The sequence below is a fragment of the Flagellimonas algarum genome, from assembly GCF_040513375.1.
GTDB lineage: Bacteria > Bacteroidota > Bacteroidia > Flavobacteriales > Flavobacteriaceae > Flagellimonas_B > Flagellimonas_B algarum.
Genome location: NZ_JBEVTG010000006.1, coordinates 1 through 21,591 on the forward strand (window position 1 = coordinate 1; position 21,591 = coordinate 21,591).

The 21,591-nt window shown below is 46.2% G+C and carries 20 protein-coding genes and 1 pseudogene; 13 read left to right on the forward strand and 8 right to left on the reverse strand.

Annotation, left to right across the window (positions count from 1 at the left end):
• Positions 1–2,297 (reverse strand): annotated as a pseudogene (locus tag ABV409_RS16500) (hypothetical protein); the annotation flags it as partial.
• Positions 2,298–2,539: 242 nt separating this feature from the next.
• Here ABV409_RS16500 and ABV409_RS16505 point away from each other — a divergent pair.
• From ABV409_RS16505 to ABV409_RS16535, 7 genes are all read left to right on the forward strand, one after another.
• Positions 2,540–3,280 carry a carboxypeptidase-like regulatory domain-containing protein gene (locus ABV409_RS16505; protein WP_353878733.1) on the forward strand — a complete coding sequence of 247 codons (741 nt, stop codon included), beginning with the start codon at positions 2,540–2,542 and terminating at the stop codon, positions 3,278–3,280.
• Positions 3,270–4,073: a hypothetical protein gene (locus ABV409_RS16510; protein WP_353878734.1), complete on the forward strand. Its 804-nt coding sequence runs from the start codon at positions 3,270–3,272 to the stop codon at positions 4,071–4,073. Before ABV409_RS16505 ends, ABV409_RS16510 begins: the two co-directional genes overlap by 11 nt.
• Before the next feature lie 55 nt (positions 4,074–4,128).
• Positions 4,129–4,632: a DUF6702 family protein gene (locus tag ABV409_RS16515; RefSeq protein WP_353878735.1), complete on the forward strand. Its 504-nt coding sequence runs from the start codon at positions 4,129–4,131 to the stop codon at positions 4,630–4,632.
• 56 nt (positions 4,633–4,688) lie between these two features.
• Positions 4,689–7,007 carry a M1 family metallopeptidase gene (locus tag ABV409_RS16520; RefSeq protein WP_353878736.1) on the forward strand — a complete coding sequence of 773 codons (2,319 nt, stop codon included), beginning with the start codon at positions 4,689–4,691 and terminating at the stop codon, positions 7,005–7,007.
• 81 nt (positions 7,008–7,088) lie between these two features.
• Complete coding sequence (locus tag ABV409_RS16525; protein WP_353878737.1) at positions 7,089–7,727, forward strand: hypothetical protein; 639 nt, start codon at positions 7,089–7,091, stop codon at positions 7,725–7,727.
• Between the two features lie 25 nt (positions 7,728–7,752).
• On the forward strand, positions 7,753–8,028 hold the full coding sequence (locus tag ABV409_RS16530; RefSeq protein WP_353878738.1) for a Sec-independent protein translocase subunit TatA/TatB: 276 nt from the start codon (positions 7,753–7,755) through the stop codon (positions 8,026–8,028).
• 3 nt (positions 8,029–8,031) lie between these two features.
• Complete coding sequence (locus tag ABV409_RS16535; protein ID WP_353878739.1) at positions 8,032–8,607, forward strand: phosphatase PAP2 family protein; 576 nt, start codon at positions 8,032–8,034, stop codon at positions 8,605–8,607.
• On the opposite strand, the gene ABV409_RS16540 is transcribed toward ABV409_RS16535, so the two are convergent.
• Positions 8,570–9,211 (reverse strand): O-methyltransferase, encoded by a 642-nt coding sequence (locus tag ABV409_RS16540; protein ID WP_353878740.1) that lies wholly within the window; start codon positions 9,209–9,211, stop codon positions 8,570–8,572. The genes ABV409_RS16535 and ABV409_RS16540 overlap by 38 nt on opposite strands.
• Before the next feature lie 45 nt (positions 9,212–9,256).
• On the opposite strand from ABV409_RS16540, the gene ABV409_RS16545 reads away from it, so the two are divergent.
• Both ABV409_RS16545 and kynU read left to right on the forward strand, forming a co-directional pair.
• Positions 9,257–9,715, forward strand: a complete 459-nt coding sequence (locus ABV409_RS16545; protein WP_353878741.1) for a GNAT family N-acetyltransferase — start codon at positions 9,257–9,259, stop codon at positions 9,713–9,715.
• Positions 9,716–9,730: 15 nt separating this feature from the next.
• A complete protein-coding gene (kynU, locus tag ABV409_RS16550; protein ID WP_353878742.1) occupies positions 9,731–10,999 on the forward strand; it encodes a kynureninase in 1,269 nt (422 codons plus the stop codon).
• On the opposite strand, the gene ABV409_RS16555 is transcribed toward kynU, so the two are convergent.
• Positions 10,988–11,848, reverse strand: a complete 861-nt coding sequence (locus ABV409_RS16555) for an AraC family transcriptional regulator (RefSeq protein WP_353878743.1) — start codon at positions 11,846–11,848, stop codon at positions 10,988–10,990. The genes kynU and ABV409_RS16555 overlap by 12 nt on opposite strands.
• Before the next feature lie 178 nt (positions 11,849–12,026).
• Here ABV409_RS16555 and ABV409_RS16560 point away from each other — a divergent pair, with 178 nt between their 5' ends.
• Positions 12,027–13,172: an MFS transporter gene (locus ABV409_RS16560; RefSeq protein WP_353878744.1), complete on the forward strand. Its 1,146-nt coding sequence runs from the start codon at positions 12,027–12,029 to the stop codon at positions 13,170–13,172.
• Here ABV409_RS16560 and ABV409_RS16565 read toward each other — a convergent pair whose 3' ends face one another.
• Both ABV409_RS16565 and ABV409_RS16570 read right to left on the reverse strand, forming a co-directional pair.
• Positions 13,173–14,339: a hypothetical protein gene (locus tag ABV409_RS16565; protein ID WP_353878745.1), complete on the reverse strand. Its 1,167-nt coding sequence runs from the start codon at positions 14,337–14,339 to the stop codon at positions 13,173–13,175.
• Positions 14,336–15,013: a hypothetical protein gene (locus ABV409_RS16570; protein ID WP_353878746.1), complete on the reverse strand. Its 678-nt coding sequence runs from the start codon at positions 15,011–15,013 to the stop codon at positions 14,336–14,338. Before ABV409_RS16570 ends, ABV409_RS16565 begins: the two co-directional genes overlap by 4 nt.
• Before the next feature lie 137 nt (positions 15,014–15,150).
• Here ABV409_RS16570 and ABV409_RS16575 point away from each other — a divergent pair, with 137 nt between their 5' ends.
• Genes ABV409_RS16575 through ABV409_RS16585 form a run of 3 tightly spaced genes read left to right on the forward strand, consistent with a single transcriptional unit; the run spans position 15,151 to position 16,756 of the window.
• On the forward strand, positions 15,151–15,732 hold the full coding sequence (locus ABV409_RS16575; protein WP_353878747.1) for an RNA polymerase sigma factor: 582 nt from the start codon (positions 15,151–15,153) through the stop codon (positions 15,730–15,732).
• Positions 15,725–15,916 carry a hypothetical protein gene (locus ABV409_RS16580; RefSeq protein WP_353878748.1) on the forward strand — a complete coding sequence of 64 codons (192 nt, stop codon included), beginning with the start codon at positions 15,725–15,727 and terminating at the stop codon, positions 15,914–15,916. Before ABV409_RS16575 ends, ABV409_RS16580 begins: the two co-directional genes overlap by 8 nt.
• A gap of 24 nt (positions 15,917–15,940) precedes the next feature.
• Positions 15,941–16,756, forward strand: a complete 816-nt coding sequence (locus tag ABV409_RS16585) for a mechanosensitive ion channel family protein (protein WP_353878749.1) — start codon at positions 15,941–15,943, stop codon at positions 16,754–16,756.
• Positions 16,757–16,785: 29 nt separating this feature from the next.
• Here ABV409_RS16585 and ABV409_RS16590 read toward each other — a convergent pair whose 3' ends face one another.
• The 3 genes from ABV409_RS16590 to ABV409_RS16600 all read right to left on the reverse strand — a co-directional run.
• Complete coding sequence (locus ABV409_RS16590; protein WP_353878750.1) at positions 16,786–18,753, reverse strand: OmpA family protein; 1,968 nt, start codon at positions 18,751–18,753, stop codon at positions 16,786–16,788.
• Positions 18,754–18,780: 27 nt separating this feature from the next.
• Positions 18,781–19,689: a PorP/SprF family type IX secretion system membrane protein gene (locus ABV409_RS16595; RefSeq protein WP_353878751.1), complete on the reverse strand. Its 909-nt coding sequence runs from the start codon at positions 19,687–19,689 to the stop codon at positions 18,781–18,783.
• 314 nt (positions 19,690–20,003) lie between these two features.
• Positions 20,004–21,591 (reverse strand): T9SS type B sorting domain-containing protein (locus tag ABV409_RS16600; RefSeq protein WP_353878752.1); only part of this gene is annotated, 1,588 nt, incomplete at its 5' end.

The window sequence follows — 21,591 nt, forward strand, 5'->3', positions numbered from 1 at the left end:
TGATCATCGACCCAATTGAACCCACCCGCGCCGTCGGATGCGAGTATCTGCCCGGTAGTGGCCCCGGTATCGTCGATACTGAAGGTCGTTCCGGTCAATGCGATTCCGGCCCCGTTGGTATACTGTGTATCCAAATCGTTATTAGGCGACCATATCGAATTCAAATCATCCCATTTAAGAACTTGACCATCTAAGGCTCCCATTTGATTCAGTTTGATAGCTGTAATACCGCCATCCCTGACTTGCAGTACATTCGGGGCGACTCCATTTCCTTCGATAGTCAAATTATCAGGTTCGACTGTACCACCCATTCCCCCGGGGAGATTATCCCAAATTACGACCCCGCCTGAAGTGCTTAAAAACTGACCATTTGAACCTGGTCGAATTCTAAAAGGGTCGGCGTTTGTGCCAATGCCTTCAAGGGTATTGTTATCAACTTCTTCAACACTTCCACCATTTGACGCGATTTCGTCATCGACGTATTTCTTGGTGGCGGCATCTTGGTCGTCATTAGGATCCAATAGGTTTTCGATCTGTCTTCCCCCGGCATCATTTCCCTGGGTCAAAACATTATCCAGGTCCTGATTGTCCGACCCTGCCGGTAAGGCCGCGATTTCGTCATCGACGTATTTCTTGGTGGCTGCATCTTGGTCGTCATTAGGATCCAATAGGTTTTCGATCTGTCTTCCACCGGCATCATTTCCTTGGGTCAAAACATTGTCCAGGTCCTGATTGTCCGATCCTGCCGGTAAGGCCGCGATTTCGTCATCGACATATTTCTTGGTGGCTGCATCTTGGTCGTCATTAGGATCCAATAGGTTTTCGATTTGTCTTCCCCCGGCATCATTTCCCTGGGTCAAAACATTGTCCAGGTCCTGATTGTCCGACCCTGCCGGTAAGGCCGCGATTTCGTCATCGACATATTTCTTGGTGGCTGCATCTTGGTCGTCATTAGGATCCAATAGGTTTTCGATTTGTCTTCCCCCGGCATCATTTCCCTGGGTCAAAACATTGGCCAAGTCTTGTTCATCCGTATTCCCTCCACCGGCAACTAATCCGTCGATGTCGGTCTGCAGTTCCTCTAAGGCCAGTTGTACCGTACCCCCGGTAATCCCGGTAATCGCATCGATATCCACATCTGCGGCATCTTGAATCTCATTTTGATCGTCAAAATCCCCATCTCGGATATCCACAAGGGCAGGGTTTCCGTTCGTAATAGTAATTTCCACACTTTCATTAAGTGTTCCCGCAGCTCCGATTCCTAAGTCTTGTTCATCAGTATTTGCCCCGCCAGCGTTCAAGGCATTGATATCGGTCTGTATTTCTTCCAATGCAGACTGTACGTTGTTGCCCGCTATTCCGGAAATCGGTGTGATATTGACTTCACCCGCGGTTTGGTTGTCCAAATAAATGCTGAGATCCACCCCGGAGGCCCCGGCCGCAGGGTTGGTCAATGTCAACAAATCGTTTTGTAGCTGTAAATCCGAAAGCTCATTTTCATCATCCAAATCGTTATCATCGACCAAGTGGTCTGCAATCAATTGGTTATTGGCAGTAATATCGTTTCTAAGCTGTGAATCGTCGTAAAACACGCCGTTGTTGTCGGTCAGGACATTGTTGGGTTCGGGGCTGATCAATTCGGCACTGGTGATGTACCCGGCATCGTTGGTGAAGTCGTTCAAGGTGACTTGGGCGTAGTCGATTTGGAAATCCGATACGGCGTTTTCTTGAAGCTCCGTCTGCCCCACCGAAAGGGGTGCCAATTTATCGGAATCAATGGAATTGTCTTGTAAATCGACCCCGTTGATCGTACTGTCGGCAATGTTCTCCCCCGTTATCTCGCCAACTTCGAAATTAAAATTATCCCCGTTTTGGGTGATGATTATGGTCTCCCTAAAATTAACAATGGGATCGGCGGTAAAGGTCTGTAGTCCCACTCCGTCAAGGGTCACCGAAACCGAGTTGCCGTCACTATCGGTCAACACCAGTTCGGTGTCGTTGAGCTCAAAGCTGACGTTGGTCGTATTCTCTTCGCTGCAAAGGTCGATCCATTGGCTGCCATCGTAATAAAAGACACAGCCCACATCGGTATTGTACACCAAGGCGCCTTGCAAAGGGGTTATCGCGTTCATTTGGGTACTGCCCATCCTTGAAATAACCAAGGCACGGTTGGTACTTTCCAATTCGAGTAGGGAATTGGCGTCAAGGGTTTCGGGATTGTCACCTATCTTGACCTGCGAAAACGCAAAACTGGAACATAGCGAAAGAACAACGCAGATGGCTATTCGGTATTTCATGACTTTGGGGGTTTATTCAACTAAACATGTAAAGCTATGATTCTCTTTTGATAGCATCCCGTAAAATACGTCGAAAGGTCAATCAACTAGTTGAATGGAAAGGCTTTCGATGAATGACATCGGTACCGTCGAATCATCGAAAAAGGGTATTTTGGATACAATTAACAAAAGTTTAGTTTCACATTCTTTTAAATATGGGGCCCATAGGCTTTCTTTATGGGCATCAACACAAACACCGTACTATGAAAAAGGCCATGATTTTGCTCCTGTTTTTGCTCACCTCACTGGGGCATGCACAGAATGATGGCAGACAGCTCCTTAGGGGTCAGGTATTGTACCGGGGCAGCAATGTGGTCAACGAGAATGTTGTGAATACGAATACCCAATTCGCCACGATTACCGATGAAAACGGCCGTTTCGCCATCATGGTGAAATCAGGCGATCAGCTCGTATTTACTGCGGTAAACTACCAGTTGGAGATCATTAAGGTCACCGATGCCATTCTGGAGAAAAACCGCTTGGTAGTCGAAGTGACCGAAAAAGTGACCCAGCTCGATGAAGTAGTCGTCGGACCCGAGAACCAACAGAAATTCCTCGAAGTGAAAAACGAGAAATTCAAGGGTTTCGAATACGAGATCGACCGGGGTACCGAAGTGGAAAACGTGGCCTACACTTCGCAAAATGACCGCATCGAAGGGCGGGTGAATTTCGTCAATATCTTCAAAGCGATTTTCAAATCGCGTAACCAAGATACCGGAGATGCCAATCCACTGAAGGTTAGTGAGGTGCTCCGTCAGGTATACGACGATGAATTTTTCGTTGTCGACCTGCAATTACCTCAGGATCAAATTGATGCATTTCTGTTATACTGTGACGACAAGGTGCCCTCGCAAGCACTTTTTCGTCGTGAAAATGAATTCGAATTGATCGATTTCTTGGTGACCCACAGCAAAACCTATTTGTCTGAGTTGAATGGGGAATAACCTCTTTCTTTTCTTTTTTTTCTTGGGGACGGTCTTGGTGTTTTCGCAGGACCGGACATCGAAGGTCCTGAACGGTAGGGTAGTGGTACCTAATGTGGATGTTACGGGTGTGGCCATCCAGAACATCAGTACGGAAAAAGCGGCGGTCACCGATCCCGCCGGTAACTTTTCGATTCGGGTACGATTGGGGGATACCTTGGTGTTCTCTGCCGTTCAATTGAAGCGGAAAATCTTACCTATCGGGGCTGATTTAATGGCGACGGACTTCGTGACCGTACCCATGGAAGAGTTCGTCAACGAACTGGAAGGCGTGGAGTTGAACCCGTTTGGATTATCGGGGAATCTTGGGAGTGACGTCGGCACTTTGACTTTAGAGAAGGATGTCAGCGCAGAAGCGTTGGGGCTTCCCAATGCAGACGTCAAGATCATTACCCAAAGTGAGCGCAAGCTCTATGAGGCCGATGCTGGAAAGTTCTTTTATTACTATGTCATTGCGGCCTCTGTAAACATCAATAAAATCCTGAACAGGCTTACCGGTCGGACTAAAAAACTAAAGCAACGGGTCGAAGTCGATCGTCGGTATGCCAACACCAATGCCGTGCAAGAATCGATCGTCGATTCACTTTTTACGCAAGAATTGGGGATTCCTGAAGAACGTATCCCCGACTTCATGTATTTCTGTGAGGTCGATAGCGAATTCCAGCGACTTTCGGCCTTGGGGGATCAGCTGCAGTTGTGGAATTACCTTTTGAACCGTAGCAAATTATACCGAAAGAACAATGAATTGGATTGACCGTGGTTTTCGGCATGGGAATTGCATAAATTTGGGCAACGCTTTACGATTATCGATGAAGAAAACAAGTATTCTACTTTTCTTGGCCATTGCCTGTAGTTTTGGGTTCGCCGTGCATAAGTTTTATGTCAGTGTCACCAATATCAATTATTCTGAAAAGGACGATGCCTTTCAAATCACTACCCGAATTTTCATCGACGATCTCGAACAACTTTTGGAAGAACGCTACGGGGTCGATGCCCAGTTGGGAACGGATCAAGAAGCGGCCATAGCAGACGGTTATATCGAAAAATACTTCAAAGCGAAGTTGTTGGTACACTTAAACGGAAAACAAACCGGCTATCGCTTTCTAGGGAAGCAATATGAAGATGACGTGGTGATCTGTTATCTTGAAATCGAACAGGTCAATTTCGATACGTTGAAGTCTCTGAGCATCCAAAACGAAATACTGACCGACCTCTTCGATGAGCAACAAAACCTGGTCCACGTAAAATGGCTGGGCAAGAAGAAAAGTTTCGTGCTCATCAAAGAGAATAATAAAGGAATGTTAAACTTATAAGACTTTCTTAACGACTCGTTAAAAAGGATTATTTTCCCACATCAAATTAGTTAAAAATGAATAAGATCAAGTACTGTTTTGCTTCCGTTCTTTTCTTGTTTGCGGCCGTTGCCATGGCGCAAGAAACCGAGGAGAAGGAAGAGCGCGAACCCGGGCATGTCAATCAGAGCCGGTTCAAGCAACTTTATGAAGAATTTTCAAGCCCGAACACCTACCGTTCGGCCTCAGGTGCCCCTGGACCTGATTATTACCAACAACAGGCGGATTACAAAATGGACATCGAACTCGATGACCGCAATGCGAAGATCTATGGTGAGGAAACCATCACCTATTTCAACAACTCGCCTGATGACCTTGAGTTCCTATGGGTACAATTGGATCAAAACGTGCGCGCCAAGGATTCCAAGTCGCCACTCCGAAACGGCAATGGGGTGAACATCGCCTACACCGCCGGTAACTTCGCACAGCGTTTCGTTACCGAACCTTTCGATGGAGGGTTCAATATCGATTGGGTGAAAGATGCCGCTGGCAAACCCCTGTCGTACACGATCAATCAAACCATGATGCGAATCAATATTCCACAACCATTGAAAAGCGGGGCGAATATTTCCTTTTCCATCAAGTGGTGGTACAATGTGCCCGATCACACGGTGAACCGTGCACGATCTGGATTCGAATTTTTCCCGAAAGATGGTAACCGTGCGTACGTAATCGCCCAGTTCTTCCCAAGAATGGCCGTATACTCCGATGTTGAAGGTTGGCAAAACCACCAGTTTTGGGGCAGTGGCGAGTTCGCCCTACCTTTTGGGAACTATGAGGTGAACATCACCGTACCGGCCGACCACGTCGTCGATGCCACCGGGGTGTTGCAGAACCGTAAGGAAGTTTTCACCAAAGACATGATGAAACGCTATGAGCAGGCCAAGAAGTCGTATGACAAACCGGTCATCATCGTTAGTCAAGAAGAGGCCGTTGCCAAGGAAGGATCGTTCTCTGAGAAAAAGAAAACCTGGAAATTCAAAACGGAAGCCGGACAGCCCGTCCGTGATTTCGGATTCGCTTCTTCAAGAAAGTTCATTTGGGATATGCAAGCGGTAAAATTGCCAAACCGCGATGTCATGGCGGTATCCATGTATCCTAAGGAAGGTAATCCACTTTGGGAAGAGCAATCGACCAAGGCCGTGGTTCAGACCCTGATTACCTATTCTAAGCATACTTTTGATTACCCATACCACAAAGCGATTTCGGTACATGCCAAAAACCAAGGTATGGAGTATCCGATGATTTGCTGGAATTATGGGCGTCCGAATGAAGACGGTACTTATTCAGACCGCACGAAATATGGGATGATCAGTGTGATCATCCACGAAGTTGGGCACAATTACTTCCCCATGATCGTCAATTCAGACGAGCGCCAATGGGGATGGATGGATGAAGGTCTCGATACCTTTATGCAATACTTGACCGAACAGGAATTCGGTAAGAACTATCCGGATGTCATCGCGCCTAACGACAAGTACCCTTCAAGACGTGGGGATGCAGCCAAGATCGTACCCTACATGGCCGGAGATCAAAGTTATATCTCCCCCATCATGTCGAACCCCGAGAATGTCTATCAACTAGGTCCGAATGCTTACGGCAAGCCGGCCACGGCATTGAACATTCTTCGTGAGACCGTAATGGGTCCGGAATTGTTCGATCACGCATTCAAGACGTATGCCCAGCGCTGGAAGTTCAAGCATCCGACCCCTGAAGATTTCTTCCGAACTATGGAAGATGCTTCGGCAGTCGATCTTGACTGGTACTGGAGAGGTTGGTTCTACACCACCGATTATGTGGATATTGGTGTTAAAGGAGTAAAGAAATATTACGTCAGCAACGAGGTCACCAAAGAAATGCAAGAGTATATGGATGCCCGAAACCTGACCTTGGCCGATTTACCGCCTTTGGTCTACTTGGCCGAAGAGGGTAGTGAGGATTATTCGGATGATCTTAAAGGCAAAGCCCCATCCGAAACCTCGACCAACCTGAACGAGTTCATGATGGACAATATGACCGCCGAAGAGCGGGCCCAGGTTGAAGAGCCCAAGTATTTCTATGAAATCACCTTCGATAAACCAGGGGGTATTCCAATGCCATTGATCGTGGAGTATACCTTTGCCGATGGCACTACGGAAAGCATTACCTATCCGCCAGAAATCTGGAGAAAGAACGATAAGGAAGTAAAAAGGGTCATGGCTACCCAAAAGGAAATCGTCGGTATCGTAGTCGATCCAAAATTGGAAACCGCCGATATCGATACGACCAACAATGCATGGCCGAAAAAAGAGGAAAAATCCGATTTCGACCAGTTCAAAGAGAAGGTCAAAGGATAATCGTCAAGCGATTTAATATTTTGGTAAGCCCCGATTTCTAGGAACCGGGGCTTTTTTTTAGTTACTTCATAAAAAAAAGACATGAAGAAGCTACCCTTTTTGATGGTATCCTTTCTTACCCTGTTGGTTTTGGTGAACTGCGGCGGTTCTGATGAGTCCGATGATTACGAGGATTGTAATTGTGGGGCGTTCTCTTCCATCGATATTGAATTCAATGGCTTGCAGGCCCAAGCCCTCGAAATGATCAATGAGGACTTTTTCGACGCCCAAGTATTTGTTGAAGCCATACCCAAAGAACGTCTGGTTTTAGAGGTCGATTTGCGTTTTTCAGAACGATTTATGGCATCGTTGGCCAATAAAGGTATCAGCTCTTTGAATAACGAGGCCGCCCAACGCTGTAGCTGTGCCTATCCGTTCAATGTCATCAATCGCTTGGAACGTCTTGAGGTTGCAATGCGATTGGAAGGGGAAACCAATTTCGTTGAGGTCACCGATCTATTCGGGGTCGCCGGGTTTGTAGCGAACGATAGGCTATTGTCTATTGAAGAGGCACTGGCTGCCAGTCGCATGGTCGAAGACAATTTTGATTTTATTTCCCGTTATTACTTAAGGGTGAAAGATCTTGCGGGTATTCCGGATGAAGCGACGTTTAGGGTCCGGGTTGTTTTTATGGACGAAAGTGAATTCCTTCAAGAAACCCAGCTGGTACGTTTCCAATAGGATTTTTAAATTTTATCTTTGTGGTATGTTGTTATTCATCAGCGGAGCCGAAATCTTCTTTATCATGTTCATCGTGGTCATGGTCTTCGGTGCCGATAAAATTCCCGGTATCGCCAAAGGCTTGGGCAAGGGCATGCGCCAACTGCGTGATGCTACTGACGATATCAAAAGGGAAATCCAGAAAAGCGCTGAAAAACAGGGCATCGATACCGATTTTACCGCAGACATCAAGAAAGAGCTTGATGAGGTCAAGAAAAATGTGGATGATGTCACCGGTACGATAAAACGCAGTACCAAATAATCCATGATCGAAACGCTTGTTCGCTGGGACCATGAGCTGTTCATCTACATGAACGGTTTGGGTTCGGAACCCTACGACCGTTTTTGGATTTTCCTGACCCAGATCCGCTCGTGGACCCCTTTGTTCGTCTTGTTCATCGTTCTCTTTATGTTGAAGTTTCCGAAACGTCGCGCAATGATTTCCATCGGATCGGTCCTATCATTGGTCGCTTTCATCACCCTCTTGACCCATTTGGTCAAGGATTTCGTAGGCCGTTTGCGTCCGAACAATGATCCGGCACTTTCCGATTTGATAAGGGTCCTACAACATCCAAACGATTACAGCTTTTTTTCAGGACATGCGGCCAGTTCGTTCGCCATAACGACCTTGGTCATCCTGTTGATGCGGGATCGGCTGAAATGGAGTTGGTGGTTTTTGGTTTGGCCCGTGCTCTTTGCCTATAGCAGGATTTATGTCGGGGTACATTTTCCTTTGGACATTGTCGTAGGTATGCTGGTGGGGGTGGTTACCGGATACTGGTTTTTCAAAATGACCAAACGGTTTATCGCACCCGACTCATCGTCAACCCATCGCGTATAGGGAGTAACACGGTCTCAACCCGCGGATCTTCCTGCAATTTCCGATTGTAACGCAATAGTACTTCCGTGGCCTTATCCGATTTTTTTAAGGGTTCGATGACCTTGCCCGACCAAAGTACGTTGTCGGATAGGATAATACTGCCAGGGCGGCATTTTTGTAAAACGCATTCAAAATAGGCTTCGTAATGCGTCTTTTCGGCGTCTATGAATACCAAATCGAATTGGATATCCAGTTTTGGGATGACCGCTAAGGCATCCCCGAGATGCTGTTTGATTTGCCCACGGTAGTGACTTCGCTCAAAGTAGCGATTTTGGATATCGACAAGTTCTTCATTGATGTCAATGGTATGCAACATGCCATCGGCTGGCAAGCCTTCGGCCAAACACAAAGCGGAATAGCCTGTATACGTACCGATTTCAAGAATGTGCTTCGGAGCGATAAGTTTCGAAAACAAACTCAAAACCCTGCCCTGATAATGGCCCGTGATCATTCGCGGACGAACCACTTTCAAATGGGTCTCCCGCGTGAGATCGGTTAGTAATTCGGGTTCATTTTCCGAATGGTCGGCGATGTAGTTTTCAAGCTGTGGGGATAAAAAATGCATCTCGAACTTTTAACAAAATTAAAGAATAAGGAGTAATTTAGGCACATGCAAACGGTACGTATCCGAGATGCCGAAACCGGCGATTTACCCACACTATTGACCTTTGAGCAAGCCTTGATCGAAGCCGAACGACCTTTCGACCCGACCATTGCCGATGACGCGATCAGTTATTATGATTTGGGTGCCTATGTCGAGAGGGACGATGTAAAGGTGATGGTTGCCGAAATCGAAGGCCAGGTCGTGAGTTCAGGTTATGCTTTGGCCAAAACCGCCCGGCATTATCTCGATCATGAACAGTATGGATATTTGGGGTTCATGTACACCCTGCCCGAATTCAGGGGTAGGGGAATCAATCAACAGATCGTCGAAGCCCTTAAACACTGGTGTCTTGCCCGTGGGCTACATGAAATTCGCCTCACGGTATACGAAGACAACCTCCCCGCGATCCGGGCCTATGAAAAAGCCGGGTTTAAAAAACATTTGGTGGAAATGCGTATTGAATAAAAAATGACTACTCGTATGGTTTTTGAAAATACATTGGATTTTGCGCGTTCTTTGGACCGTGATGATCGTTTGTCAGGCTATCGTGAAAAATTCCACTACCCTCAGGTCAACGGTAAGGATGTGATTTATTTCACGGGCAATTCCTTAGGGTTACAGCCTAAGTTAACGAATTCCTATGTCGATGCCGTAATGAAAGATTGGGCTGATATGGCGGTCGAAGGGCACTTTTACGCCGAACGACCTTGGTGGGATTATCACGAGAGATTGGCAGGCCCTTTGGCAAAGGTGGTGGGAGCGAAACCGGAAGAAGTAACCGTAATGAACACCTTGACCGTCAATTTGCATTTATTGATGGTTTCCTTCTACAGACCCACACCAAAACGATTTAAGATCTTGTGTGAGGAAAAAGCATTTCCATCCGATCAGTACATGCTCCAAAGTCAGGTCAAATTCCATGGTTTCGATCCCGAAGAAGCCATTGTAGAAGTGTGCAAACGACCGGGAGAGCACTTTTGGCGTACCGAAGATATTCTTGCTAAAATCAATGAAGTCGGGGAAAATTTGGCCTTAGTGTTGATCGGAGGGGTAAATTATTATAACGGTCAGGTATTCGATATGAAGTCCATTACCAAGGCCGGTAAGGACGTGGGTTCCATGGTCGGATGGGATCTCGCCCATGCAGCGGGTAACGTTTCCTTGCATTTACACGAATGGGATGTTGATTTTGCCGCCTGGTGCAGTTACAAATACATGAACAGTGGTCCAGGTAATGCTTCAGGGGTGTTTGTCAACGAACGGCATTTGAACCGCAAGGATCTACCCCGTTTTGAAGGGTGGTGGGGTACCAAAAAGGAGACCCGCTTTCTGATGCAACCGACTTTCGACCCTATGGAGAACGCCGACGCCTGGCAATTGAGCAATGCCCCGATTTTAGCCTTGGCACCGTATTTGGCTTCCTTGCAACTTTTTGAAGAGGTGGGCATGGCATCTCTCTTGGAAAAGCAAAGTTCGTTGACCGCTTATCTGGAGTTCATCTTAAAGGAAATCGATAAGGAAGTCGATTCGACCTTTGAGATCATTACGCCTGAAGCCCGTGGTTGCCAGCTTTCGGTCTTTTTACACGGTGAAGGTCGACACCTATTCGATTATTTGATGAAGCAGGGGGTTATCGTTGATTGGCGTGAACCCAACGTCATCCGTTTGGCCCCGGCACCCTTTTATTGTTCGTATGAAGATATGTATCGGTTCGGACAAAGCTTAAAAGCCGGTATCCTAGCCGTTTAATTTGTTTTTTGTGAGATAGTCCGAAGGGGTCATCTGCGTATATTTTGAAAATTGCTTGGCAAAGTAGGAGGGACTGTTGAACCCAGAACCGTACATGGCTTCCGTAATGGTCCGGTTTCCTTCGTTCAGTACATCGATAGCCTTGGCAATACGGAATTCGTTCACGAAATCAATGAATCGCCGATCCGTCATTTTTTTAAAGAACCTGGAAAAGGAATTCGGGGTCAACCCCACATGTTGGGCCATTGCTTCCGTTGAGATCTTTTGATGGTAGTGGTCGTTCAGGAAATCAAAAACGGTTTTCAAGCGGTCGGTCTCCTTCTCCCTGAATTCGTGGAGCATCGAAGTTCCAAAAAGGCCCTGATAGTCTTTTTCCTTCGCAAGCCGGTTTAGGATATTCAGGAAATTGACCAAACGTTCTGCAGGACCAAGGTTTTGAAAGCGTTCAAAATAGTAGCCTAGTTCCATTTTGACCGCATCGCCGAAGATCAAAACCTGCCGCGAACGGGATATCAACGAACCGATTCCCTTGAATTCAGGGAATACCTTTAATTTCTCCGAAACGAAGTCTTTCGAGAATTGGATGACCACTTCTTTGTTGTTTTTGAACGTTTTGTTCCCCATGTCCGAGTGTGGAATATTCCCTCCCAAAAATACCAAGACCCCGTTGTCATAGGGTAGGGTTTTCTGACCGATCTTAAGCACTCCGCTCCCGTTCTTCACATACACGATCTCAAATTCCGGATGAATATGCCACCCTGCTGATTCACAGGCCTCTTCCAAGCCATAGGTTTCTACCTTGAACGAGCTGCTTTCACGGGAGATAATGGCTTCGTAAATGGGTTTCATGGGTTTGTTACTTTACTAAGGGATCGGATGCATTATTGGAATTAAGGTGTATAGTCTAAAACTACCATAAATTCAACTATTTGAATCAAAATAGGAATGTAATGTTTCTTTATTGGAATGTTTTGGCCTATGAAATACGCCCCAAGCTACCGTTCTTTGTGTTAAAGTAGATGAGCCGATGAAATCATTAGGATTGATCCTTTCCAATAGGCGTTATTTCGCCCCATGTTTCGTATTCGTAAGTCTGAACATTTGGTTTGGAACTTGGGCCATTTACATTCCGGCGGTCAAAGAACGCTTGCATATCGATAAGGCGGATTTGGGTATAGCCATTTTTTTCTTGTCGCTTGGTGTGTTTACCATTTTCCCTTTCGCTTCGAAGATCGTCAATAGGCTAGGTGTGGGTAGGGCAACCTGGTTTGGGGTCGTGGGTTGTAGTATAACCGCCCTATTTCCATTGATCGCCCCAAGTTATGCCCTGTTGTGTGCCGCACTATTCGCATTTGGATTGATGAACGGGCTCACCGATATCGCCATGAATACCCTGGTTACTGAGATTGAGAAGAAAGACGGACAAAAATTCATGTCCGCAGCCCATGGTTTTTTCAGTCTGGGTGGCGTGTTGGTCGGATTAGGAAGTTTTTTGATCGCCACGATCAGCAGTCCTTTCCTCCATATGCTGGGAACGGTGCTATTGGTTTTTGTTTGTAACTCGTTTTTCCGGAAGGAATATTATCATATTAAGGCTGAACCTGTCGAAAAAGAAGGGTTTAGTATCAAACTCTTAGGTCCTTTGTTTATTTTGGGTTTCATCGGTTTCGTAAGTATGGGTGCTGAAGGTGCCATTGTTGATTGGAGTGCGCTCTATCTTACCGAGATTACCCTGGCGCCCGAACATTTGATCGGGGCAGGGTTCTTGGCATTTTCATTCACCATGACTTTAGGTCGCTTTTTGGGCGACGGGATCAGTCAGCGTATTGGGTCGACCAAGATCGTCGCCTTAGGGGCTTTTTTGGCCATCATCGGCTTTGTAATGGTATTGAGCATGAATACGTTTTTGGCCATTGCCGGTTTTGCCTTGAATGGCCTGGGATTTTCGGTCATGGTTCCAGAGCTATTCCGAATCGGTGGTAACATCAAGGGCATTGAGTCTTCACAGGGGGTGGCGTTTATTGCAGGTACCGGCTATTCAGGATTTTTGGTCGGTCCGGTCATCCTGGGACTACTGGCTGAAAAATATGCCCTGACCACTAGTTTTACATCGCTTTTATGCTGTACGATCTTAGTCCTCATTGCCATTCTGGCCATGAAAAAAAGATCTTGATCATTTTAGGTTCGAACGGATCTTGAAGGTTTTGTTCGCTTTACCCATTGCTTCGATAAACGCTTCGATTTCGTTGGTCAGCGGGAGAAAGTGTTGCTGCTCCCAAAAGGCTTGTTCAAATGGGAATTTCAACTTGAAAAGATCTTTTCTCGCGTTGGCGTTGGGCTTCACCTCAAGGTCTTGGCCATTGTCATAGGTTTGGATGGTATATTCACAGGTGTACAGATCTTTAAAATCTTTTTTAGTGCTTGTGATTTCAATATCGAAACGCAATTTGGCGAGGTTGAGATAGTATTTGCCCGTCTTCATGGATTCATGGAAATGTACGACTTGATCCCGTTTTACGGTTCGGGATCGTATCGGACCGTTCTTAAAATAACGATCGCTATCGATTTCGGAATGGATCACCACCGATTCAATGGCTTTGTTCGCCTTGTTGATCAAATAATGGCCGTTGGAGTTGATCCTGGGGGCACTGGGGTCGCTTTGAAAGAAGATCTTGGCCATTGGCTGCCCTTCGAACGAGCGCTCCGTAATCTCAAAACCTGGGCCTGTTGCATTCAAGCGCACCGATTCAAGGAACAATTGACTTAAAGAGAAAAAGCGGAAGTAGACGTCGTTCTCGTCCTTTTCGATGCCCAGTTTGCGCATGTGTTCGACTTCGAATTCAAAGTCCTTTTTCTCGATTTCCATTTCCTTGTTGTAAAACAAAGTCCGTCGTTTCAATTTTCCCGCAACGTCTTGCACTCGGATGAGTTCGCCGTTTTTGCGGAGTAGGCAACGGATGAAAAACCGTTCTTTATAGGATGAAAGTGTGTAATTGGCCCGAAGTGAATCGCCCACACGATCCCAGAGGGTCTTGAGATTGGTCAAAACGACTTCTTCGAGTTCAAAAAGTCTCTGATTCAGGTATACGGTATCCGGAATACTTGAAATCGCAAGGGTCTGGCTTTCATAGCCGATTTTCTTAAAAGTCACCGAGTCGGAGGCCGCTACCAGGAGGTAACGCCCATCAGCGTTGGAGTAGGTAAGGTCGAAAGCGTCGTAGACATCGGCAAATTCTACGGGAGCCCCGGTTTCGCGATCGTAGATCAGACCGGTTTTTTGTTGTTGTTGGGCGAAGCTGTTCAGCGAAAAAATAAGGGCAAAGGCTAGGATTGATTTCATTCCTTAGCTGCATCAACTACTATGCCATCAAAGAAAATGTTGAAGGATCCTTCTTTCTTTTTATGGTCGATAGCCAGTTGCAGCCCCTCGATACTTTGGTAATTTTCCCAACTTGTAATCAGCGAAGGCTCTTCTTGGTTCGCTTTTCTGAAAACCCACTCCTTGATCAAATGGTCTTCGCCAAAATAAAAGTCGTAGGCGTCTCCGGGGGTATACCCACCTTCATTTCCGTATACGATGGTCAGCTTTTGCATGCTGCTTCCACTTATAGGGGCTTCTGCTTCCAACTCATGACGGTATTCGAAGTTCTCTTGGTCCCAAATCAAATTAAAGGCCGCTAACAACCAGTATCGGTCATTGATAAAGCCGGCGTTGACCTGTTGGGCGATGCTATCCATTGCTTTTCTGCGGTATTGGATGGTGTCGCCCCCTCCGATCTTGGTTACCTCGTTTTTTTTGATATCCCAAATCCAACTGCGCTGGAAATGGGTAGAATCACGATCGACATTGAAGGTGAAAGCCACCCTATTGATTTTTGACCAATGGTCGTATCCGTGTGCGGTAGCCACTTTTTCAAGAATGGTCTGCGGTGGGGTCTCGACCGCTTTGGGAGCTTCTTTACAGGAACCAAGTAAGAGCAACCCCATCAGGGATACATAGTAGAATGTTTTCATTCGATGCTTTTTTTCAAAGATAGGCGGTTTCGACTATATTGAACCCAGCTAACAGCCCTTGGCCAATTAATTCGGATCCAAAAGTGACTTTTTTAAAACGCCTGTTTCTTATTCTTATAAATCAAGGAAGGAAGTCATTGGGGAAAGACGACCCTTACAAGGGGTATACTGACGAAGAATTGGTACAAAAGGTGGTAGCGACCAATAACACATTGCTTTTCGGTGTGTTATATGACCGTTATGCCAAAATGGTCTACAACAAGTGTTACGGATTCGCCCGATCGCAAGACGAGGCCGAAGACCTGACGCAGGATGTATTCTTGCAATTATTCATCAAATTGGCCTCTTTTAAGGGCAGGTCTAAGTTTTCGACTTGGCTGTATTCGTTTACGTATAATTTTTGTGTCAATTACGTCAACCGGAACAAGCAGCGCAAGATGAGTGATAAATCGATACCTGTGGATGATGCCGAATACCGTTTGGCCGATGAAGTGCCTGATGAAAGCATCTATGAACTGAAGGCAAACCGTTTGGAGTTGGCATTGACCGAAATCGGTGCGGAAGACAAGTCCATTTTATTGTTGAAGTACCAAGATGGGGCTTCGATCAAGGAGTTGTGCGAGTTATTGGATATCGGCGAAAGTGCGGTAAAGATGCGATTGAAGCGGGCAAAATCGAAATTATTGGAAGTCTATAATAATACGGTGATAGATGGCTAAGGAGTTTGACAATCCGTTCAAGCAATTGAACACCAACTTACGGGAAGTACCTGCCGAAATGCGGCAGCGCGTCATGAACGATGTGGCCATCGCCAAATTGATTTTGGATATGTCGATTTTGGTGACCTCCAACTATGCGTCCTTGTTGGCCGGACTTTTCCGCACAAACAAAAGAAACCACTAACCCATAATAAAAAACATTCCGATCATGGAAGAATACAAACGTGTTTTAGAAGAAAGTCTCAATGACATCATGACGAGCTTCGTCCAATTGCTACCCAAGATCGTCTTGGGTATCTTGGGGTTGTTGCTCGCCTGGTTGGTAATCAAGATCATCTTGTTCATTGTCAAGAAAATCATGAAAGCGGCCAAATTGGATCGTTTGTCCGAAAAGTTGACCGCGTCAAAACCATTGGGTGACCAGGAAGTCAAGATCGACTTGATCAAGTTGATCTTGGCCGTCGTCAAAGGATTGTTGGTCTTGTTGTTCACCATCATTATTGCCCAAGTGCTGGGTTTACATGCAATTTCAGACGGTATCATGGCGATTTTTGCCTACCTGCCGACCTTGTTCAGTGCCATATTGATCTTGGCAGGGGGGCTGTACTTGGCGAACATTGTAAAGAAAGCGACTTTGGCCTTATTCGAATCCATGGGCATCGGGGGGTCAAAATTCATCAGTGGTACTTTATTTTATCTGATCGCCTTCTTTATTTCGATTACGGCCTTGAACCAAGCCGGTATCGATACCGAGATCATTACGAGCAACTTTACGATCATTCTTGGGGCCTTCCTTTTCGCGATTGCCCTAGGTTTTGGATTGGGTTCGAAAGAGGTGTTTTCAGATACCCTGAAAATGTTCTACGCGCGAAAGACCTTTATGGTGGGTGATGAAATCAGTTTCGGTAAGCATCAAGGCACTATTGAGGCTATCGAAAACAACACCTTGACCTTAAAGACCCAAGACGGGAAGATCGTGGTACCCATCAACGATGTGGTATCCAAAGCGGTACGGATCAAGTAAAAAAGAAAAGCGCCCGGAGGCGCTTTTTTTTATTTGGACTCGGCCAGGGCCTGTCCCTTGATTTGGATAACCGGGAATTCGGTCCTCCGGTTCAATTCCAGTTCTTCTGGCGAACAGTCTTGTTTGCTGGTGCATTCGTTGATCGGTTTGCGCTTTCCGAACCCTTTGTAGGAAAGGATGTGGTGTTTGGGTACGCCGTTGGCGATCAAATACTCATAGGTCGATTTCGCCCTTCGTTCCGATAGCTCATCGTTGTAGGTGTGACTTCCCACCGGGTCGGTGTGTGCTTCGAGACGGATGATCATATCAGGGTAGGTTTCCGTCATCAATTTGACCACCTTGTTGAGCTCTGCTGCCGCGTCGGGCCTAATATCACTCTTGTTGAAATCAAAATAGATCTTGTTCAAACCAGCCAAAAGTTTAACGTCAAGCACCGGTTCCAGTTGTATATCCTGCTGGATCAATTTGGTACTTCTCTTGGTGCCTTGGGTACTGAAGAATACATTCTTTTTTGGGTGGGTTTTACGATAGGCCTCGATCATATAGTTCCGTTTCCTATCGATCAGCATTTTGTAATTCCCGTTTTCATCCGTAGTGGTCTCGGCCACCAACGAGCCGTTTGATTGATCGAACAAAGCAATGCGGACACTATCTAAGGGTTGTAGGTTAATAGCATCGGTAACCGTGCCGTTGACGGTCAGCGAGGGTACGAATTGAAACTTGTAGATGTCATCACTCCCTTTTCCACCATCGCGGTTCGAACTGACGTAGCCATCAATGCCGTTTTCAAGGGCGTAGTATCCGAAATCGTCTTTATCACTATTCAAAGGTTTCCCTAAATTGATGACATCCTTGATTTTTCCATCTTCATCGATGATCGTCCCGAAAACGTCCAATTGTCCGAATCCGACATGACCGTCCGAAGAAAAGAACAGCTGGCCTTCGTTATTGATAAAAGGGAACATTTCATTACCAGCCGTATTAACGATCGGTCCTGCGTTGATAGGTTGTCCGATACCTCCGCGCGGGTGGATTTTGGCATAGTAGATATCCGTGCCCCCAAATCCTCCTGGCCGATCCGAAGCGAAATAAATCAAGGTTCGGTTCGAATTGACCGTGGCATGTCCGGTCGAATAGTGATCGGCATTGGTCTTCAGGTTACGCGTAACTTTCCACTTACCGTCAACGTACTCTGCCTTGAAGATTTTCAGATTGCTCAAGTTTTCGATCTGGTTTTCCTCCTTCTTGGTATAGAAATTCTCTTTGTTCTCGAAATAGTTGTTACGGGTAAAATAGACGATGGTATCGTTCTTATAATCGGTAGAGAATACCAAGGAGCTTTCATGGAACTTTGAATTGATCTCACCCGGGAATTTTTTAGGCGAGGCTGACCTGTTGGTCGGATCGATCATGTAGATGTCGAGCCAAGGTTCATTGTTCCAATCATAGCGTTCGTCAGAATCTTTTGAAAGCCGGGCCGAGCTGAAATACAGCTTTCCGTTGTGCATGAAACCACCGAAATCGCTGAATTCAGAGTTGAAATGCACAGGTTCCAAAAAGTAGCGTTCGTTGCTGTTGAAAACGACGGATGCCAAATTGCCATCCTTCAAGAACTGCTTGACGCGTGAATCGTTTTTGTTCAACTTCTTGTATTTCTTCAACCAGCCCAATGCCTCTTTTTGATCGCCGGCACTTTTGAGGGCCATGGCGTACTTGAAATAAAAGGTCGAAGGCGTACCTGGTTCGTTGATGAACCTTTTGAAGTACGGTAAGGCTTTTTGATGATCGCGCAGCAACAAGTAGCATTCAGCAAGACGCTGATAAGCATGTACCTTGTTGAAATCGGCTACCACCAATTGCTCATACATCGGTATCGCTTTGGCATAGGCGAACTTACTGAAAAGCTCATCGGCTTTCTTTTGTAGGCTCTGTTGCCCGATTGCCAGCGAAAAACTAAGACTTAGGGCAAGGCCCAAGAGTAATTTCTTCGTGTTCATGAGGTCAAGTTTAGTAGTTGAGTGCTATTAGAAATATCGTGGTGACTTGTAGAGATCCGTGCGTTTGTTCAATCGCGGTTCGAAAATCAAGATCACTTCATGGGTTCCACCAGTGTAGGGTCTGATCGTCGAAGTCGGTAGGTCATATGCATATCCGATACGAATGTCCTTCGATACTTGATAGTCCATAAAGGCACCGAAATTCGATGCATCGTTGAAACGATAGGAAGCTCCAAGCCAAAACTTTTCATAAAACAGAAAACTCGAGGTCAAATCATAGGTGGCCGGTGCGCCATTGGTGAATTTGGTTATGAAACCCGGACGGAATTTGATGTCCAATGAAAGGTCCAAAACCAATCCCCCAACAGCATAATAGCTGTTTCGCTCCAAGGCTTCGAACTCATTATCATTCAAATCCGTATTCAAAATCCGTGGCGATGAAACCCCGGCATACCATCGGTTGGAACTTAGGTAAACCCCAGCCCCGAAATTCGGTTTCCAGCTATTGAAGTTCGAAGTAAAGAAAGGATCGTTGACATCCGGGTTATCCAGTTTGTAGTTGGTGAAACCGGCTTTCAATCCGAAAGATAATTTGGTTTCAAAAGCCACTTGAACGGTATACGAGAAATCCCCATATACATAATTGGTATTTTCAAATCCCAATTGATCGGTGATGTACGACAGTCCTACACCGACTTTTTCATTTTTCAATGGGGTATGGAACGAGAAGGTGCTCGTAGTCGGATTCCCGTCAAGTCCGGCCCACTGGTTACGGTGTAAAGCCGTCAGGTTCATGGTTTCCCTACTACCTGCATAGGCCGGGTTCACCGAAATGGTGTTGAACATATACTGTGTGAACTGTGGTAACTGCTGCGCGGATACCAAACCGGAAAACAGTAAGGCGATGAGTACTATATTTTGCTGTAGGTTCTTCATGGTCAGGGTTTTATGAAGATTATTAAACGCCTGAAAAAACAAACTACGGTTACAGGATCGTTCCTGTTCTTGTGAAGTATGCACTTTCAGTTGTATTGTGGTTCATTGTCAATTCGTTTGAAATAAGATTGGGGTCTTATATACGAATACAAAGGAAGCCAATACCCCTAACTACCGATAATTTATCCGTTTAACGCAGGGCAAAATTCGATGTCAGACACCAGATTCGTTGAAGTAATTATTTTCCCCGATGAACGAATGCCATAAAAAAAGCCGATCGTCTGATCGGCCTTTTGTTTACTGGGGTTCGGAGCTTATCTTGAACCTAGATAGATGTATCCGTTGATCGGTTCGAGGTTTTGTCCGGTTTCTTTATCCAAGATGGAAATGATGTAATAATAGGTTCCTGAAGGCAAGGTTCCGGAACTACCGAAGGAACCGTCAGGAGACGTACCTCCCCAATCGTTTCTATAATCGGCTTGTTCGAAGACTTTATCGCCCCATCGGTTGAAGACCATGACATCGAACTGGAACGCACAATATTCCACACCTGTAATCTCAAGGTAGTCGTTAATGCCGTCACCGTTAATGGTAATCGCATCATTGATCTCGATTTCACCACGATTACAAGGAACGCAATCACTGTTCACATTGATGGTGAATTCGGCAAAGTACTTACAGGGCCCTGTCTTAGCGCTATAGGCGATCAGATAAACCCCGACTTCAAGATTTGCCGGATCGAATATGCTTTCGTTCAAGACGATATCCCCTTGTCGAATTTCAAAGATCCCTTCCTTACTGAAAGGTTCAGGCAAGTAATCACGAAGATCGATTGCCTCGTCTTCCACACAAATATCGATGGTGATCTCTTCCAATTGGTACTGGAGTACGAATACGGTCTGTTCGAACACCGCGGTGTTTCCACAAGAATCCGTGACTTCCCATGTTCTCACGATCATATAATCGTCGGTATCCGGCAAAGACGTGATATCTTCCGAAAAGGTGACCTCGTAGTTACCACATCCACCGGTAAAGGTCAATTCAGGTACTTCAGGCAATTCGTCACCACACATGATGGTAATTTCCTCATCATAAGGTCCTGCCATGATCGGTCCGGTCGGCTCGATGGTGATCACCTGCGTGTGTGAATTGGTATTTCCTGCGCAATCGGTAACCGTCCATACCCGCGTCACCATGTACCCATCAGCACAATTGGCATCGTTGGTCACGGTCTCTTCAAAAACCACTGCTACGTCTGGGTCGCAATTATCGGTGGCCGTCAATACCGCAGCTTCAGGAACTTCATTACAGGCTACGACCATATCTTCCGGCAAGGATTCGACAAATTCGGGTGCCGTGGTGTCTTGTACGGTAATCACCTGCACATGTTCTATGGGGTTTCCTGCGCAGTCGGCAGCCGTCCATGTGCGCGTGATGGTATATTCCGTTCCGCAAGCACTTTCATTGCTGATCTGCTCATCAAAAATGACGGTAATATTAGGGTCACAACTATCCGTGGCCGTTAAGACATCGGCTGCAGGCACGGCATCACAAGAAACAACGGCATCTGCAGGTAGGGCCTCGACAAAGGTCGGGGCAATAGTATCCACCACGGTGATGACCTGGGTGTGTACCCTGACGTTTCCAACACAATCGGTGATGGTCCAGGTCCTGGTCAAGACATAGTCTAGCGCACATCCGTCGTCTTGTCCGACGATATCCTCGGTGAAGTCCACACTAATCGCACACGAACTGGTTGAGGTGATTTCGAAAGGATCCGGCAACGTATCACAAGCTTCTAACGTAATGTCTTCAGGCCAGCCTTCGTTGCCATCGTTATCGATGATGTTGACGGTCGCGGTATCGTTCGCCAGGATGTATACCAAGCTGGTCGAGATATCG